The sequence below is a fragment of the Nostoc sp. C96 genome, from assembly GCF_059384975.1.
Map to the genome: position 1 here is coordinate 4,739,998 of NZ_CM182020.1, position 14,719 is coordinate 4,754,716.

14 protein-coding genes are annotated in these 14,719 nt (G+C 40.2%); 10 read left to right on the forward strand and 4 right to left on the reverse strand.

Annotated elements, in window-relative coordinates:
• The gene (locus tag AC504W_RS20315) at positions 1-339 is read right to left on the reverse strand and encodes a hypothetical protein (RefSeq protein WP_494874027.1); all 339 of its coding nucleotides are present in this window, start codon (positions 337-339) and stop codon (positions 1-3) included.
• A 205-nt stretch (positions 340-544) separates the two neighbouring features.
• Here AC504W_RS20315 and AC504W_RS20320 point away from each other — a divergent pair, with 205 nt between their 5' ends.
• The 5 genes from AC504W_RS20320 (at position 545) to AC504W_RS20340 (ending at position 6,320) form a co-directional block, all read left to right on the forward strand.
• Complete coding sequence (locus AC504W_RS20320) at positions 545-1,519, forward strand: threo-3-hydroxy-L-aspartate ammonia-lyase (RefSeq protein WP_494874028.1); 975 nt, start codon at positions 545-547, stop codon at positions 1,517-1,519.
• 77 nt (positions 1,520-1,596) lie between these two features.
• On the forward strand, positions 1,597-3,087 hold the full coding sequence (locus AC504W_RS20325) for a DUF1800 domain-containing protein (protein WP_494874029.1): 1,491 nt from the start codon (positions 1,597-1,599) through the stop codon (positions 3,085-3,087).
• Between the two features lie 42 nt (positions 3,088-3,129).
• Positions 3,130-4,356: a DUF1501 domain-containing protein gene (locus AC504W_RS20330; protein ID WP_494874030.1), complete on the forward strand. Its 1,227-nt coding sequence runs from the start codon at positions 3,130-3,132 to the stop codon at positions 4,354-4,356.
• A gap of 132 nt (positions 4,357-4,488) precedes the next feature.
• Positions 4,489-5,778: an amino acid permease gene (locus AC504W_RS20335; protein WP_494874032.1), complete on the forward strand. Its 1,290-nt coding sequence runs from the start codon at positions 4,489-4,491 to the stop codon at positions 5,776-5,778.
• The gene (locus AC504W_RS20340) at positions 5,775-6,320 is read left to right on the forward strand and encodes an RNA 2'-phosphotransferase (RefSeq protein WP_494874034.1); all 546 of its coding nucleotides are present in this window, start codon (positions 5,775-5,777) and stop codon (positions 6,318-6,320) included. The genes AC504W_RS20335 and AC504W_RS20340 overlap by 4 nt, the downstream gene beginning before the upstream one ends.
• A 2-nt stretch (positions 6,321-6,322) precedes the next feature.
• Here the strand turns inward: AC504W_RS20340 and AC504W_RS20345 are convergent, their stop codons facing one another.
• Positions 6,323-6,751, reverse strand: coding sequence for a hypothetical protein (locus AC504W_RS20345; protein ID WP_096579354.1), 429 nt, complete (start codon positions 6,749-6,751; stop codon positions 6,323-6,325).
• A gap of 703 nt (positions 6,752-7,454) precedes the next feature.
• Between AC504W_RS20345 and crtA the strand changes: the two genes are divergently transcribed.
• The 3 genes from crtA to hpsJ-A all read left to right on the forward strand — a co-directional run bounded on the left by crtA (position 7,455) and on the right by hpsJ-A (position 9,268).
• On the forward strand, positions 7,455-8,348 hold the full coding sequence (crtA, locus tag AC504W_RS20350; protein WP_494874035.1) for a cyanoexosortase A: 894 nt from the start codon (positions 7,455-7,457) through the stop codon (positions 8,346-8,348).
• Positions 8,332-8,487, forward strand: a complete 156-nt coding sequence (locus tag AC504W_RS20355; RefSeq protein ID WP_494874036.1) for a hypothetical protein — start codon at positions 8,332-8,334, stop codon at positions 8,485-8,487. Before crtA ends, AC504W_RS20355 begins: the two co-directional genes overlap by 17 nt.
• Before the next feature lie 61 nt (positions 8,488-8,548).
• The gene (gene hpsJ-A, locus AC504W_RS20360) at positions 8,549-9,268 is read left to right on the forward strand and encodes an HpsJ-like protein, cyanoexosortase A-associated (RefSeq protein WP_494874037.1); all 720 of its coding nucleotides are present in this window, start codon (positions 8,549-8,551) and stop codon (positions 9,266-9,268) included.
• Positions 9,269-9,420: 152 nt separating this feature from the next.
• On the opposite strand, the gene rpe is transcribed toward hpsJ-A, so the two are convergent.
• Entirely contained in the window at positions 9,421-10,128 is a 708-nt protein-coding gene (gene rpe, locus AC504W_RS20365; protein WP_096579358.1) for a ribulose-phosphate 3-epimerase, read from the reverse strand.
• Positions 10,129-10,320: 192 nt separating this feature from the next.
• Here rpe and AC504W_RS20370 point away from each other — a divergent pair, with 192 nt between their 5' ends.
• On the forward strand, positions 10,321-11,910 hold the full coding sequence (locus tag AC504W_RS20370; protein WP_494874039.1) for a S8 family serine peptidase: 1,590 nt from the start codon (positions 10,321-10,323) through the stop codon (positions 11,908-11,910).
• 246 nt (positions 11,911-12,156) lie between these two features.
• Positions 12,157-13,482: a serpin family protein gene (locus AC504W_RS20375; protein WP_494874040.1), complete on the forward strand. Its 1,326-nt coding sequence runs from the start codon at positions 12,157-12,159 to the stop codon at positions 13,480-13,482.
• Between the two features lie 32 nt (positions 13,483-13,514).
• On the opposite strand, the gene AC504W_RS20380 is transcribed toward AC504W_RS20375, so the two are convergent.
• Positions 13,515-14,693: an AI-2E family transporter gene (locus AC504W_RS20380; protein WP_494874042.1), complete on the reverse strand. Its 1,179-nt coding sequence runs from the start codon at positions 14,691-14,693 to the stop codon at positions 13,515-13,517.
• Between the last annotated feature and the right edge of the window lie 26 nt (positions 14,694-14,719).

The following is a 14,719-nucleotide window of genomic DNA, read 5'->3' on the forward strand; positions in this document are numbered from 1 at the left end:
CTATTGATAAGTTTGCTCGATTTTCAATTGGCGATCGCAATTGTGGATGATTCTCATCACACTCCTATACAAGCTAATCATAGAAATCCCTAGCGGGCTACGTTGCCCATATTTGACTTCCAGACCCTCAAACCAAGTTTGAAATTGTTGGTCTGACCAAGCTTGGGCTTCGTCTTCCAAACAACCCTTGAGCATTTCTAACCCACACTCACCAGGGAATTCAGCTGCTATAGCTGCAAGTCGGCACTCTTCCATAGCTTCAAAAACGGCAATCATGACAGTTATCCGATTTTTTTTGGTAAGTTTGCTGTATTGATTGTCAGTAAATGATGTGTGCATAATAATTACGATTTTATTAAAAAATCGTTAATATTTGAGTACCAACCGCTTTACGCTTATTTACATTTATTCAGCTAAACTGCCAGATTTCCTTGTTCCTTAAGAAGCATTTATCTGTCTGCTTCACGGTAGATGAAGTGATGCTACGTTAAATCCTGTGTTGTTCTATTACCCACCAGCCAGACTACTCAATTTTATTTTGCTCATGTCACAGCATCACTCCGTTACTGTAGACGATGTAAAAGCAGCACAAGCGCGGCTTACAGGAATTGCTCATCTTACACCAGTACTAACTTCCAGAATTGTCAACGATCGCACCCATAGCGAAGTATTTTTTAAATGCGAAAACTTTCAACGCACAGGCGCATTTAAATTTCGGGGTGCATACAATGCCTTAGTACAGTTATCCCAAATTCAAAAGCAACAAGGCGTAATTACATTTTCTTCTGGGAATCATGCCCAAGCGATCGCCCTCGCGGGAAAGTTACTGCATATTCCTACAACCATTGTGATGCCTGACGATGCCCCAGAAGTGAAGCAACAAGCCACCCGCAGTTATGGCGCAGAAGTGATTTTATACAATCGCCAAGAAACAGACCGAGAAGCACTAGCCAAAACCCTAGCCAGCGATCGCCATCTTACCTTGATTCCCCCATACGATCATCCCCACGTGATCGCCGGACAAGGAACCACAGCCTTAGAACTGATTCAAGAAATCGGTCAACTAGACTATTTATTAGTTTGTTGTGGCGGTGGCGGATTAATATCAGGATGTGCGATCGCCACCAAAGCAATGTTACCTACGTGTAAAGTTATTGGTGTCGAACCAGAACTTGCAGATGATGCAACTCGTTCCTTTCATAGCAAAACTCTGCAAACCGTCACTAACCCGCCAACAATTGCTGATGGTGTGCGGACTCCCAGCCTGGGTAAATTAACCTTTCCTCTAGTACTAAATTACGTTGATGATATGGTGACAGTATCGGAAACTGCCATTATTAACAGTATGTTTTTCCTGTGGGAACGGCTAAAAATTGTCGTTGAACCCACTGGTGCATTAGCCGCAGCAGCATTACTTAGCGGTGTAGTGTCAGTACCAAATGCAAAGGTTGGTGTAATTATCAGTGGTGGTAATGTAGATTTAGCAAAGGTTGCTAAATTATATTCAGGAAATTACTGAGGAGATTTTGAACTTTTTTTCTCGTTCGCCAGTCAAATAACGATGTGTTCGCCAACCGAGAAAGGATAACTCAAGTTATGACAGTAAAACCGAGATATTTGGTATTGTTGCTGTTCATCTTGTTGGTAGGAAGTAACCCCATCTATGCAGCTACTAAGCCTGTTGACCCCAAAATATTACACTTAATTAATCGTCTGAGTTTTGGGGCTAAACCAGGAGACATTCAAAAAGTCCAGTCTTTAGGTGTAGAGGGCTATATTAAACAACAACTTTCACCCAATTCCATATCCGAACCGCCCAGCCTCACCCGCCAGCTGTCACAGCTAGAAACACTCCGCTTAAATACAGTCGAAGTTAGAGAATATCTTAAGAATTCGCCACAACCAAATACACCCGAAAACAGATACCAGCCACAGAGAAAAGACAAAATTATCCAAGAAGCAGTCAAAGCCAGGTTATTACGAGCTACTAGCAGTAACCGCCAACTGCAAGAAGTGATGGTGGACTTTTGGTATAACCACTTCAATGTCTATGGAGGTAAAGGAAATGCTCGCCTTTGGACGAGTGCATACGAACAAGAAGCAATCAGACCTTATGTTTTCGGGCGATTTCGTGATTTATTAGGTGCAACAGCCCATCATCCAGCAATGCTATTTTATTTAGACAATTGGCTAAATAAAGGTAGTGGTCATCGTGGTGTTACTCCCAAGGTGAACGAAAACTACGCGCGGGAATTGATGGAACTGCATACTCTAGGTGCAGATGGTGGCTATACCCAACAAGATGTGATTGCTTTAGCGAGAATTTTTACTGGTTGGGGAATAGCGCGTCCTAATCAACAGACAAATGGCAAATCGCTATTTTATTTTGAACCCAAGTTTCATGATCCGGGTGATAAGGTTTTTTTAGGACATACGATTAAAGCCAGTGGCGAAGCTGAAGGAGAAGCAGCTTTAGATATTTTGGCACGGAGTCCAGCGACGGCTCATCATATTAGTTACCAGTTGGCTCAGTATTTTGTCAGCGATCGCCCACCGACATCTTTAGTTAATCGTCTCACACAACGCTTTCTCAAAACCGATGGCAACATTCGCGCTGTTTTAGAAACTTTGTTCCAAAGTCCAGAATTCTGGGATAAAAAATATTTCAACGCCAAATTTAAAACACCGTTGCAATATACTGTCTCAGCAGTCAGGGCTACAGGGCTGGAGGTAACAAATACCCTACCCCTTTCCCGCAACCTGGAACAATTAGAAATGCCTTTGTATGGTTGTCGGACTCCTGATGGATTCAAAAATACAGAAGATGTCTGGTTGAATCCCGAAGCGATGAACCGTCGCCTCAGCTTTGCAACTGCATTAGGTGGTGGACGCGTACCACTGCTAGGAAAAGTCAATAATCCACCCAAAAATAAAAGCATCAACCGCATTCAACCTCTAGATGCGACTCAGTTAATCAACACCTTGGGTAACTCTCTTTCACCCAAAACCCAAAGTGCGATCGCTACTAGTCCCCCAGAACTCAAAGCCGCATTAGTCTTGGGTAGCCCAGAATTTATGCGTCGTTAGTAAAGTGCTGAGTAAAAATTATTGAGCAATGCCGAATTATCTATGAAAAGACGTGATTTTCTCGTCCAAGCAGGACTGTTTTCTACAACTGCGATCGCCTCTGTGAGTTGTGATACTTGGGTAGTTCATTCTGCTACTAATAAAAGCGATCGCCAGCGTTTGATTGTGATTTTAATGCGTGGTGGTGCAGATGGTTTAAATATCGTTGTTCCTTACACAGAGCCAGCTTACTATCAAGCCCGACCAAAAATTGCTCTTGCCAAACCAGGCCAAGAAAAAGGCGTTTTCGATTTAGATGGACACTTTGGCTTACATCCAGCTTTAGCACCAATCATGCCTCTGTGGCAACAAGGTAATTTAGCCTTTGTTCATGCTGCGGGTTCCCCCGATCCCTCTCGTTCCCATTTTGACGCGCAGTTTTATATGGAAATTGGCATTCCTGGGAACCAAAGAATTAGCGAAGGTTGGATGAATCGCTTATTGGGTGCTATCTCTAACAAAACACCCATCCAAGCAGTCAGTTTGGGTAGCACCAAACCCCGCATTTTGAATGGTTTAATGCCAGTTGCTAACATAGGCTCTGGGAGAAATGCTGACAAACCAATTTCTTTAGATCGACCAAAAGTAGGCGCAGCATTTGATCGGTTATACAGTGGTAATGACGTTCTTAGTCAAACCTATCATCAAGGACGCGTTGCCCGTGCCGCCTTGATGAATGACTTCGCCCAAGAAATGAAAATGGCAAATAATGGCGCACCATCACCCGATGTTTTTGTCGGTGATGCTCAACGCTTAGGTAAACTGATGGCTAAAGACCCCAAAATTGAGTTAGGGTTTATGTCCTTGGGTGGTTGGGATACCCATATTAATCAAGGTAGCGATCGCGGTTATTTAGCTAAAAGCTTAGGAAGTTTGGGCAAAGGGTTAGCGGCTTTAGTCCAAAATTTAGGCCCAGCTTACCAAAACACAGTGATTTTAGTTATGTCTGAATTTGGTCGGACATTACGGGAAAATGGCAATGGTGGTACTGATCATGGCCACGGAAATGTGATGTGGGTTTTAGGTGGTAAAGTCCGGGGTGGTAAAGTTTATGGCGAATGGCCTGGTTTGGACACTGCTGCACTTTACGAAAAAAGAGACTTGGCTGTGACTACCGATTTTCGAGATGTAATTTCTGATGTGTTAGCACAACATTTATCTGTGAATGACACGCAACTAAGTAAAGTTTTTCCCAGTTATGTGCCGAAACAAAAAATCGCTCTGTTATAGCAGGTGATAGTATTCAAATCAAAGCATTGTCTCCAAATATAGCAAGTATTATTTATCACATTTTTAACCAAATACTGATTTCCCAAAAGTGTTTGCTAAGATGATTAGTTACATAAGTTAACATTTTCCCCTATGACCACAATTAAGACGGCTTTCCAGGTACATCAAGAAGAAGTCACGCGATTGTTTTCCCATCTGCAAGTTGAGGGAAACAAGCTGACTCATCAACCTGGCAGTGTACTGGGAAGTACCGCCTTAGTTGCAGGTACAACTGTTGGCGCGGGAATTTTGGCCTTACCTGCGGTAACATTACCTTCTGGTGTGATTCCATCAACAGTTTTGTTGATTGCTGTCTGGCTATACACTTTAGTTGCCGGGTTGTTAATTGCCGAAGTTAGCATTAATACCATGCGTCTAGCAGGTCGCCCCAGCGTAGGTTTACTAGCCATGATTGAAACTGCCTTGGGGCTTACCGGAGCGCGGATGGCTGGTGCTGCCTATCTGCTTCTGCACTACGCTTTGTTAGTAGCATATATTACCCAAGGCGGAGATATCTTGATGTCTGCGGTTTCCCATCTTTGGGGTGTGCAGAATTCATTACCTAGCTGGATAGGAACTACAGTCTTTACACTGCTGTTTGGCAGCATTATGTATTTAGGGCGGGGAAAATTTATTGAAAAATTGAATAACTTCTTGGTGGGAATTGTACTTGCGTCATTTCTAGGACTATTGTTGCTAGGATTCACCCAAGTCAAAGGTGTACATTTATTGTTTCAAAATTGGAGCGCGTTAAGTACTGCCATCCCAGTTATGCTTGTGGCATTGTTTTACCATAACATTGTGCCAGTTGTAGTAACACAGCTAGAAGGAGATAGTCGCAAGGTTCGCCAGTCAATTATCATTGGTTCAGCAATTCCTCTGCTGATGTTTTTAGCTTGGAATGCCGTGATTTTAGGCAGTGTCAGTTCAGAGATGATTCATGGTAAAACTATTTTTGATCCCATACAAGTGCTGCGGGCGGGCGGCGGTGGAGAATTATTAGGAGTATTAGTTTCTATTTTTTCAGAATTTGCGATCGCCACATCTTTTATCGGATTTGTTTATGGCTTGCTAGATTTCTTCCAAGATATTTTCGCAACTACACAAAATAAATCCGCCAGTCGCTTACCCTTATACTCACTAGTTTTACTACCACCCATAGGTTTAGGCGCAGTCAACCCCAGCATTTTCTTCACAGCTTTAGACTTTACTGGTACTTTTAGCATTTCCATTTTAGGTGGCATCATTCCCGCATTAGCCACATGGAAACAACGTCAACAACTCCAACACTCAAATCACTTTGTCCCTGGCGGTAAGCTGACATTAATATTAATGATTGGCATTGCATTAGGCATAATCTTAAAAGAAATTTTTGCTGTATGAACACTCCACGCCTCGTCAAAATTAGTAAATTCTTGAGTAAATATCTCCGCCATCAACCAGAATCTTTAGGAATTACACTTGCGCCTGGCGGTTGGGTTGCAGTTGATGAACTTTTAGCGGCTTGTGCAGAACATAAATTTCCCATTACACGCCAGGAATTAGCAGATGTAGTCGCCACCAACGAGAAACAACGCTTTAGTTTCGACTCTACAGGTAATTTGATTCGCGCTAACCAAGGCCATAGCGTAGAAATTGATTTACAATTACTCCCCTCTGTCCCCCCTGACGTACTGTATCACGGGACAGGACACAAAGCCGTCGAGTCTATCCTGCAAACCGGACTGAGTAAAATGTCTCGACATCATGTCCATTTATCACAGGATATTGCTACAGCCAAAACTGTCGGCACACGACATGGTAAACCTGTTGTTTTTGCCGTAGATGCAGCGACTATGTATCAAGTTGGTTACATATTCTACTGTTCTGAGAATGGTGTGTGGTTAGTAGATGCTGTACCGCCTGAATATCTGCACCAACTATAAAACTAGAATCTGCTACTGGGGAAGAATAGCAAGTCTACAGCTTCACCAATAAATAAACCTGCTCCTGCCAAGAGTGTTAATATCCGAAATGAAGCTTTTTTGTCGAAACCAGCAAACCGCATTTCTAAATCTGCCAACAATGTAGTTGCTATTGGTATCAGAAACAAACTAAACAATAGCGACCAAGTGGCAACTAAAGCCACTGATGCACCTAAAGATAAAATAACAATTAAAATTTTAGAACCAACAGCCGTTAACTCCTCCAGCCAAGCATTACTTCTGCGGACAACAGCTATAGCCACAACTGCAACAAAAGCCCCGACTAACCAAACGATGTGATGCACAGCCAGATACCATCCCAGCAAGGCATAAGCCAGCCACAATAGTACAAGTGGCATCATAGGAATCCTAGTCGAAAATTCCGCGTTCATATTTTTTAATAATGATCATAATTTTAAAATTGATCACTTAAATTCTAATCAAAAATTGATGATAGAAATTTCATCGAAACTGTAATTAATACTTTGTAAATATCTCACACAAAAACAAAAACTAGAAAATATTAAAATCTGCATAATTATAGTTGCAATATTGTCATAATTATGCTTTTTACAAAATTAGGGAGACTTTTAATAAATCCTACAAATCTTTTGCAGGTTATAGGACTCATATTTGATTTGGAGAAAAAAACTCAGTAGACTTTTATTCCTTCTGACCTGTTCCCTTCCTACGTAAATAATTTCAGGAATCAAAGCGGATTCATATAAATGTATTTTAGCCATAAGTATGAAATACATCTAAAAACTTCAAAGACTTATAGTTTGTTAATTTAATTAATGTATAAAATATAGCTGATTTTCCTAGTAATGAAAAATAAATTTACATAAAATTCATAGAAGGAATAAACTATTTATTATGGATTAATCTGGATATTCCAGCATTTATGACTGAATATCAAGTAATATTGAGAAGTTAATAAAATTAAAGATTTAATAAAAGTTCATAAAAAAGGTTGATTATATTCACTTAAATAGTAATCTTAATTACTAAATACATTGAGAAAAATTACTTAAATTTTGTGTGTAGCAACTTAATAGTAATCACTGAATCTTAGCTGTTTCATATTTAAAGTACATGAAAGCAACTCGCATTTTAAATCAACCACTAACAAATCCCCAATTGTGGTTATTAGGAATAGGCGGAGGCTTAGTTGCAATACTTTTAACCATAATTTGGAAAGCAGGTGATGATTCGCACCTAGGAATGATAGTTTTATCTTTATTTGCTGTAGTCTCCTTACTCGGAGATAAAAAACATAAACTTAAATTAGAAAGCGATATTATTTCTAGTGCTATTGGTACAGTTCTAATAGCCATTGTACTTTGGTATAGTATTCACTTCCCGCCAGGAAAATTATTTGCAGTATATACTCATGTCGCACCTTTTGTTGCGGCACTTGCAATAAGTTTGCTTGCTTCTGGATTGAAGGGATTAAAACAATATTGGCAAGAACTAGTGATTCTTTTTTTTGCTAGTGTACCTAAAGTCTTAATTTTTGCTTTATTAAATGTGAAACCATTAGCGGTTTTAACTGCCAAATTGTCTACATTAATACTTTGGTATGCTGGGTTTGAAGTATATCTGCAAGATGTCTATATAAATTTACCAACTGGGGGAATTAAAGTTGCAGAGAACTGTGCAGGTATAGAGTGGATATGCCATCTATTAGGGCTATCTGTAATTGGTTTATTAATGTTTCCCCCAGAACGTAAAAAAAGAATATTAGTGCCTATAGTAGCTGTAATTATCGCTTTTCTAGTTAATGCAGTCAGAGTTGCCATTTTAGCTGTAATCGCCGCTAATCAACATCAACAAGCTTTTAAGTTTTGGCATGTGGGAGATGGTTCATTAATATTTGGGATGATTACAGTGATACTTTTTGGTTTATTTTACTGGTTTTTACTCAATCCACCAGAGTCTAAAAAAAGAGAACTACAAGGTCTAAAAGCTAATGAAGATTTGGAGTAAGCTGCGTATTTTATTGTTAGCTGTAAATTTAGGCTGTATCATTTTAGTTTTGGTAAATGTTATCCAAAAAGAATCATCAAAAAAGCCCAAATTAGAAGAATATAGAAGTCAAGTTTTTATTGGTGAATCTCAGACATAGAGAATTTACAATTAGACTATTATCTTAGCTTGAATTGAACTGTGGAACATTTGCTAGAAATATGACTAAATCAAACACTGATAAACTTATTCCCGTAATTCAGGAGTTGCAGGAATTTGCTTACAACCAAGTAGGCTCAATGACTATTTTACGAATTCTTGGTTATGGGCTATTGTTGCTGGCATTATTCGATATAGTTGAAACCATTTTTCCGCCTAGCTTTATGAATCCCGTTTGGGAATTTCAAACTTTTGGTGCATTAGTCGAAAGAGTACCTGTGAGTTTGATTGGTTTAGCATTAGTGTTTTATGGTGAGCTACATGCCCGATCTAAGTGGGAATTTTTAACTTTAAGATTACTATCTTGGATAAGTTTATTGTTAGCGATAATTTTTATATTGCTTATTCCTGTTGGTATTAGTAATACAGTCAGGCTTAGTAAGCAAAGTTATAATCAAATTAACAATTTATCTCAGCAACAAATATCGCAAGCTGAACAAGTTGAACAGCGACTCAGCCAAGCTAAACCAGAACAAATCGAAACTTTTCTCAAAAGCCAAGGCCGTTCAGTAGATGCAAGTAATCCTCAAGAATTAAAAGAAAAAGTTTTATCAGAGGTTTCTCAAGCTAAAGAGAAAATTAAACTACAAGCTCAAGCTAATCAATCGACTCAGCGGTTAAATTTACTAAAAAATTCTGTGAAATGGAATCTGGGAGCTTTAGTGACATCTGCTTTATTTTTCATCTTTTGGAAAACAACTAATTGGGCAAGAAGTAAGTGAAATAGCAGGTAAAAAGTTGACAAAACTTGTATGGGCTAGTTTTGATCATCTGTGGATGTCTGAAACTGTAATTGAAATTCAGTAAAGCAAAAAACTAGGGTAGGCAATTTAAATTGCCTACCCTAGTTTTTTGAATGCAAGACTTGACTAAATTAAACTTTTGCGAGTTCTGGTGTAGGACGCTTGCTGTTGCGAATGTTGGTAATTGCTTCAGCATAATCTTTGGCGTTGAATACAGCGGAACCAGCAACAATGGCATTAGCGCCTGCTTCTAAAACCTGCCAAGTATTATTAGCTTTCAGTCCGCCATCGACTTCAATCCAGGGGTTGAGTCCGCGCTCATCACACATCTGACGCAGCTTTCTAATTTTAGGTATGACACCAGGAATGAAGCTTTGACCACCAAAACCAGGGTTAACACTCATAATGAGTACTAAATCACAAAGTTCTAGTACGTACTCAATAAATTCTAGTGGTGTGGAAGGATTGAGTACTACTCCTGCTTGTTTACCAAGTTCTTTAATTTGACCGAGAGTGCGGTGTAAGTGTGGTGAAGCATTATGTTCAGCGTGTACAGAGATAATATCTGCACCTGCTTTAGCAAAGCCTTCTACATACTTTTCTGGTTCCACAATCATCAAGTGGACATCCAGAGGTTTTTTAGTGACTGGACGAATCGCCTCCACAACCAGAGGGCCTATCGTAATATTAGGTACAAAACGACCGTCCATTACATCAACATGAATCCAATCGGCTCCAGCTGCGTCTACTGCGCGAATTTCATCACCCAGACGACTAAAATCGGCTGATAGTATAGATGGAGCAATTACAATGGGCTGTTCAGATCGGTTTTGGGTCATGGCTAGTGGGTTTTTAAGCGTCCTCGTCTGTAAGCATTGTAACAAAATACTGTAACAAAATATTGAGTAATTCTCTGGAATTTAATCTTGCTTTGTCAGGTAAAGGCCATAAGCAGCTTATCTGTTGAAGCCAGCAGAAAAGACAGAGAAAATTACAAATGACCGATGAATATTGACCATTGACTATTAATTATGAACAAAAAACTAAGTTGGCTAATTTGGGGTTTGAGTGCTTCTTGTTTGAGTGTACCTGTATTGGCTTCAGGATTAGAAACTTCTTTAGGAACAAATGGGATTGATGCTTTAAAACTACATCAACCTCCTTACAATTTAACTGGTCGCAAGATAGCCATTGGTCAAGTAGAAATCGGTCGTCCGGGAATGTTTGGTTGGGATAAAGCTGTCTCAAAAAATCGCGCTATATCTCTAGCAGCAGTTTTCTTACGCAATGGCCCCGCAAAATCAAATACTGGTGTTGACCCCCACGCTTACAATGTTGCTGGGATGATGGTGAGTAGAGATAAGGGTTTACCTGGGGTCGCACCAGGAGCCAGACTGTATTCTTCTGCTGTCGGTTCTACGAAAAACATGGGTCAGCCAGAAGAGTGTTTATCAGCACAACACATTGCATTACAAAATGGTGGTGATATCCGCGCAATTAACTTTAGCTTTGGTGAACCCCTCAATCGTGATCCACGCGTGGATGCTGTTCTAGATGGGAATGCTTTGTTAACGTTGTGTGTTGACTGGTCGAGTCGGGTTCACGATGTTTTGTATGCGATCGCAGGCAATCAGGGTAAAGGGGGTATTCCGATTCCTACAGATAATTTTAATGGAGTTAACGTGGCTTTTTCATCCCGCCGCGGTGGAATTTTTAATAAAGTAGATGTTTCTAACCTCGCAGGGGTAAATCAGGGAGCTAGTGGAAGGTTAGCGGGAAAAGAATATAATCTGGATGGTCGTCGCGCCATCAGTATAGTTGCGCCTGGTAATAATATTCCGTTGCTAAATCCTGACGGCAAAATTAATAAAGCGACAGGTACAAGTTTTGCTGCACCTCATGTTACGGCTACAGTTGCTTTGTTACAGGAATTTGGCGATCGCCAACTCCGCACAAAAAAACCTAATTGGAGTGTTGATAGCCGCCGTCATCAAGTGATGAAAGCAGTTTTGCTCAACTCCGCTGATAAAATCCAAGACAGTGGTAATGGCTTTCGCTTGGGGATGTCAAGGACGCTGATCGATAAACAGAATCAAAATTGGTTAGATTCTGATGCTTATAAAAACCCACAAATTCCCTTAGATGCTCAAATGGGTGCAGGACATTTAAATGCGTTTCGCGCTTATCAACAATTTAGCGCTGGACAATGGCAACCTGCAAAGACTATCCCCGCAATTGGTTGGGATTATCGCCAAGTTGCGGCGGGGAATAGTGTTGATTATGAGTTAACAAAACCGTTAAAGCAGGGGAGTTTTGTTGCTATTACCCTTAGTTGGGATAGATTGGTCGAGTTGAGCGATCGCAATCAAAACGAACAGTTTGATGTGGGCGAAACTTTTAGCGATAAGGGTTTAAATAACCTCGACCTCTACTTAGTCAAAGCTGATGCTAAAAATTCTGAGGCGGGTGCTGTTTGTGCTTCTATTAGTCAAATTGATAGTGTAGAACATATTTTTTGTCCCGTTCCTGCTAATGGGAATTACAAAATCCGTGTGCAATTTCGCCAACAGGTAAACGCTCCAACTCAACCTTATGCTTTGGCTTGGTGGACTATGAATTAAAATCAAAAGTATGAAGTCAGTAGTCAAAAGTTATTTTGGACTATTGACTTTTGACTTTGGATTACTATTTGAAGTAAGTATAGTAACTAACAACTTAATTCCAAATCACTTCTACTCACTGAATTACTGTTACCAAAACTGTAACCGTCAAAGGTTGATGCCCCTACTAATGCAATAGTTAATCATTAACGCATTTAGCATCAATCGTGATAGTTGCTAAACATCTTTGGTAAGTGAGGTGGAATCATGAATCGGCAAAAGTTGCGCGGTATGAAAGAAAATTTTCTGCAAAGACGTTACGCTGTCAGCCTGGGAAGGCGTTATGTCCTAGCCGCAGCTAGTGTCGTTTTGTTTGGTGTACTGGGTTGTTCTCAAGTTAATAGTAATAGTGATGCCCTTGCCGACTCTAAAATGCCTCAACCAGAGTTACCATTGCAAAAAAAAACAGTAAAAGCTGATACAAAATTAGTAAAAGCCAATAATAAATTTGGCTTCAAGCTATTTTCAGAAATTTTGACAGCAGAAAGTAACGAGAAAAACATTTTTATTTCACCTTCTAGTTTAGCGATCGCCTTAGCCATGACCTACAACGGTGCTAGTGGTTCTACTCAACAAGCAATGGCGAAAACTTTAGAACTTCAAGGTATGAGTTTGGCAGAAATTAACTCTAATTATGCCAATTTAAAAAGTCTCTTAGAAAATCCCGATGCTAATGTGCAATTAAACATTGCTAATTCACTGTGGGTAAATCAGGATGTGACTCTGCGTCCAGATTTTTTGCAAAGAAACCAAGAATTTTACCAAGCTAAGGTAGCTAATTTAGACTTTAAATCTGCATCAGCTTTAAATAGCATTAATAATTGGGTTAACGATAATACACGCGGCAAAATCAACAAAATAGTTGACACAATCGAACCCAATCAAGTGCTGTTTTTAATTAATGCTATTTACTTTAAAGGACAATGGAGTGAAAAGTTTGATAAAAATCAAACTGCTGAATATCCTTTTTATAGTGCATCTGGTCAGCAAAAACCACACCTGATGATGTCTCAAACAGGTGAATATCAATATTATGAAAATCAGCAATTCCAAGCAGTGAGTTTACCTTACGGAAAAGACAAAAAAGTCAGTTTTTACATCTTTCTGCCAAAACAAAACTCTACTCTCAAAACCTTTTATCAAAACTTGAATGTTGAGAACTGGGAAAAATGGGTAACACAATTCAAGAGCCAAGATGGTTTCATTCGCTTACCCCGCTTGAAAACAGACTACGAAGTGTCACTTAATGATGCGCTCAAAGCCTTGGGTATGCAGGAAGCTTTTAGTAATCAAGCCAATTTTTCCGGGATGGGAAAAAATTTAGCTATTAGCCAGGTAAAACACAAAACCTTTGTGGAAGTTAATGAAGAAGGCACAGAAGCAGCTGCGGCAACATCGGTAGGGATCGTTGCAACATCCTTAAGAGAAAAGCCAGAACCATTCCGTATGATTGTTGACCGTCCCTTCTTCTGTGCCATCCGAGATAATCAAACAGGTAGCATTTTGTTTATGGGTTCAATTTTGGAACCATAATAAAAAGTTAAAAGGCAAAAGAATAAACAAAGTTAAGGTAATGTTGGCTCCGAAAAACTAAGGGGATTTTTGACTTCGGCTTTGGGCGATTCTTCAGTTACGCTGGGTACAGGTTTCTCGCATTTAGCACTGCTGACATCTGTTTCGCTGGTTAACCTACCTGGACGAAGTGCGCCCAATGCAGTCTTGACGATGACAGCTGTAGGTACGGCGACAATTACACCCAACAGTCCACCAACCCTCGCACCAGTTAAGACAGAAATTAGTATCCAGACTGGGTTTAAGCCAGTAAAACTGCCTAATATCCGCGGAGCAATTAAATTTTCTAAAATTTGTTGCACAATCACGGCGGCGAGTAAAACTCTGGTTCCCATCCAAAAGTCTTGTAAAGCAACTAACGAAGTAGTCAAGATAATACCCACGGAACCGCCAAAGGGTACAAGAGCCATAATGCCGATAGTGAGACCAAATAACAAACCGAATGGTACTTTCAGCCACAAAAATGCAGGAATCAAGGCTGAGGCCATGCAGGTAGATAAAATTAGCTGAGTAATAAAAAAGTTTTGGAAACTGAGGCGGACTGTTTGAGAAAAAGGCTCACGAAATCTAGTTGGTAGCCATTCCACTAAACTTTGCCAAAGTTCATCGCCATGCTGCAAAAGATAGAAAGTCAAAACCATTGTCAGCAGAAAATCTAGCAAGCTGGTGAAGGTGACAACGGCCAGATTCAAAACTTGTCCCGCGATCGCTTGCAATTGTCCCTTGACGCGATCATTTATTTGCACTACAAGAGCATCAAGGTTAATCGGTAAGCCGAGAACTTCTGCTTTCTCGTTTAACATCATTAACTGCGATCGCCCAGAATCAATTAACTCTGGGATGCGAGCCACCAGCTGTTGCGCTTGCGTTAACGCTAACGGAAACAGAGTTACACCCAATGCTAATAAAATCGATAACGCTAATAAAAACACCAGGACAGCAACTTGCTCTCGCTTCGCACCGTGTTGCTCCATCCAGCTAACGGGGTAGTTGAGCAGAAATGCCAATACCGAGGCTCCGACTAAAATAACTATTAGGGAGTGGAAATATTCAAAAATTGCTGAAATCGCCCAACCATTGAGGACTAGCAGTGGTGCGAATAGAGCGATCGCTCCGATTCGCGCTATTGGTGTTAGTGTCTGCCACCAGTCGATTAGCTTGCGTGTCTGCATCTTTAGCTGCTTGCGAGATAAAACTA

Excerpts from the sequence above, each read along its gene's own strand:
- AC504W_RS20315 (WP_494874027.1), bottom strand. The coding sequence starts at position 339 with ATGCACACATCATTTACTGACAATCAATACAGCAAACTTACCAAAAAA.
- AC504W_RS20320 (WP_494874028.1), top strand. The coding sequence starts at position 545 with ATGTCACAGCATCACTCCGTTACTGTAGACGATGTAAAAGCAGCACAA.
- AC504W_RS20325 (WP_494874029.1), top strand. The coding sequence starts at position 1,597 with ATGACAGTAAAACCGAGATATTTGGTATTGTTGCTGTTCATCTTGTTG.
- AC504W_RS20330 (WP_494874030.1), top strand. The coding sequence starts at position 3,130 with ATGAAAAGACGTGATTTTCTCGTCCAAGCAGGACTGTTTTCTACAACT.
- AC504W_RS20335 (WP_494874032.1), top strand. The coding sequence starts at position 4,489 with ATGACCACAATTAAGACGGCTTTCCAGGTACATCAAGAAGAAGTCACG.
- AC504W_RS20340 (WP_494874034.1), top strand. The coding sequence starts at position 5,775 with ATGAACACTCCACGCCTCGTCAAAATTAGTAAATTCTTGAGTAAATAT.
- AC504W_RS20345 (WP_096579354.1), bottom strand. The coding sequence starts at position 6,751 with ATGAACGCGGAATTTTCGACTAGGATTCCTATGATGCCACTTGTACTA.
- crtA (WP_494874035.1), top strand. The coding sequence starts at position 7,455 with ATGAAAGCAACTCGCATTTTAAATCAACCACTAACAAATCCCCAATTG.
- AC504W_RS20355 (WP_494874036.1), top strand. The coding sequence starts at position 8,332 with ATGAAGATTTGGAGTAAGCTGCGTATTTTATTGTTAGCTGTAAATTTA.
- hpsJ-A (WP_494874037.1), top strand. The coding sequence starts at position 8,549 with ATGACTAAATCAAACACTGATAAACTTATTCCCGTAATTCAGGAGTTG.
- rpe (WP_096579358.1), bottom strand. The coding sequence starts at position 10,128 with ATGACCCAAAACCGATCTGAACAGCCCATTGTAATTGCTCCATCTATA.
- AC504W_RS20370 (WP_494874039.1), top strand. The coding sequence starts at position 10,321 with ATGAACAAAAAACTAAGTTGGCTAATTTGGGGTTTGAGTGCTTCTTGT.
- AC504W_RS20375 (WP_494874040.1), top strand. The coding sequence starts at position 12,157 with ATGAATCGGCAAAAGTTGCGCGGTATGAAAGAAAATTTTCTGCAAAGA.
- AC504W_RS20380 (WP_494874042.1), bottom strand. The coding sequence starts at position 14,693 with ATGCAGACACGCAAGCTAATCGACTGGTGGCAGACACTAACACCAATA.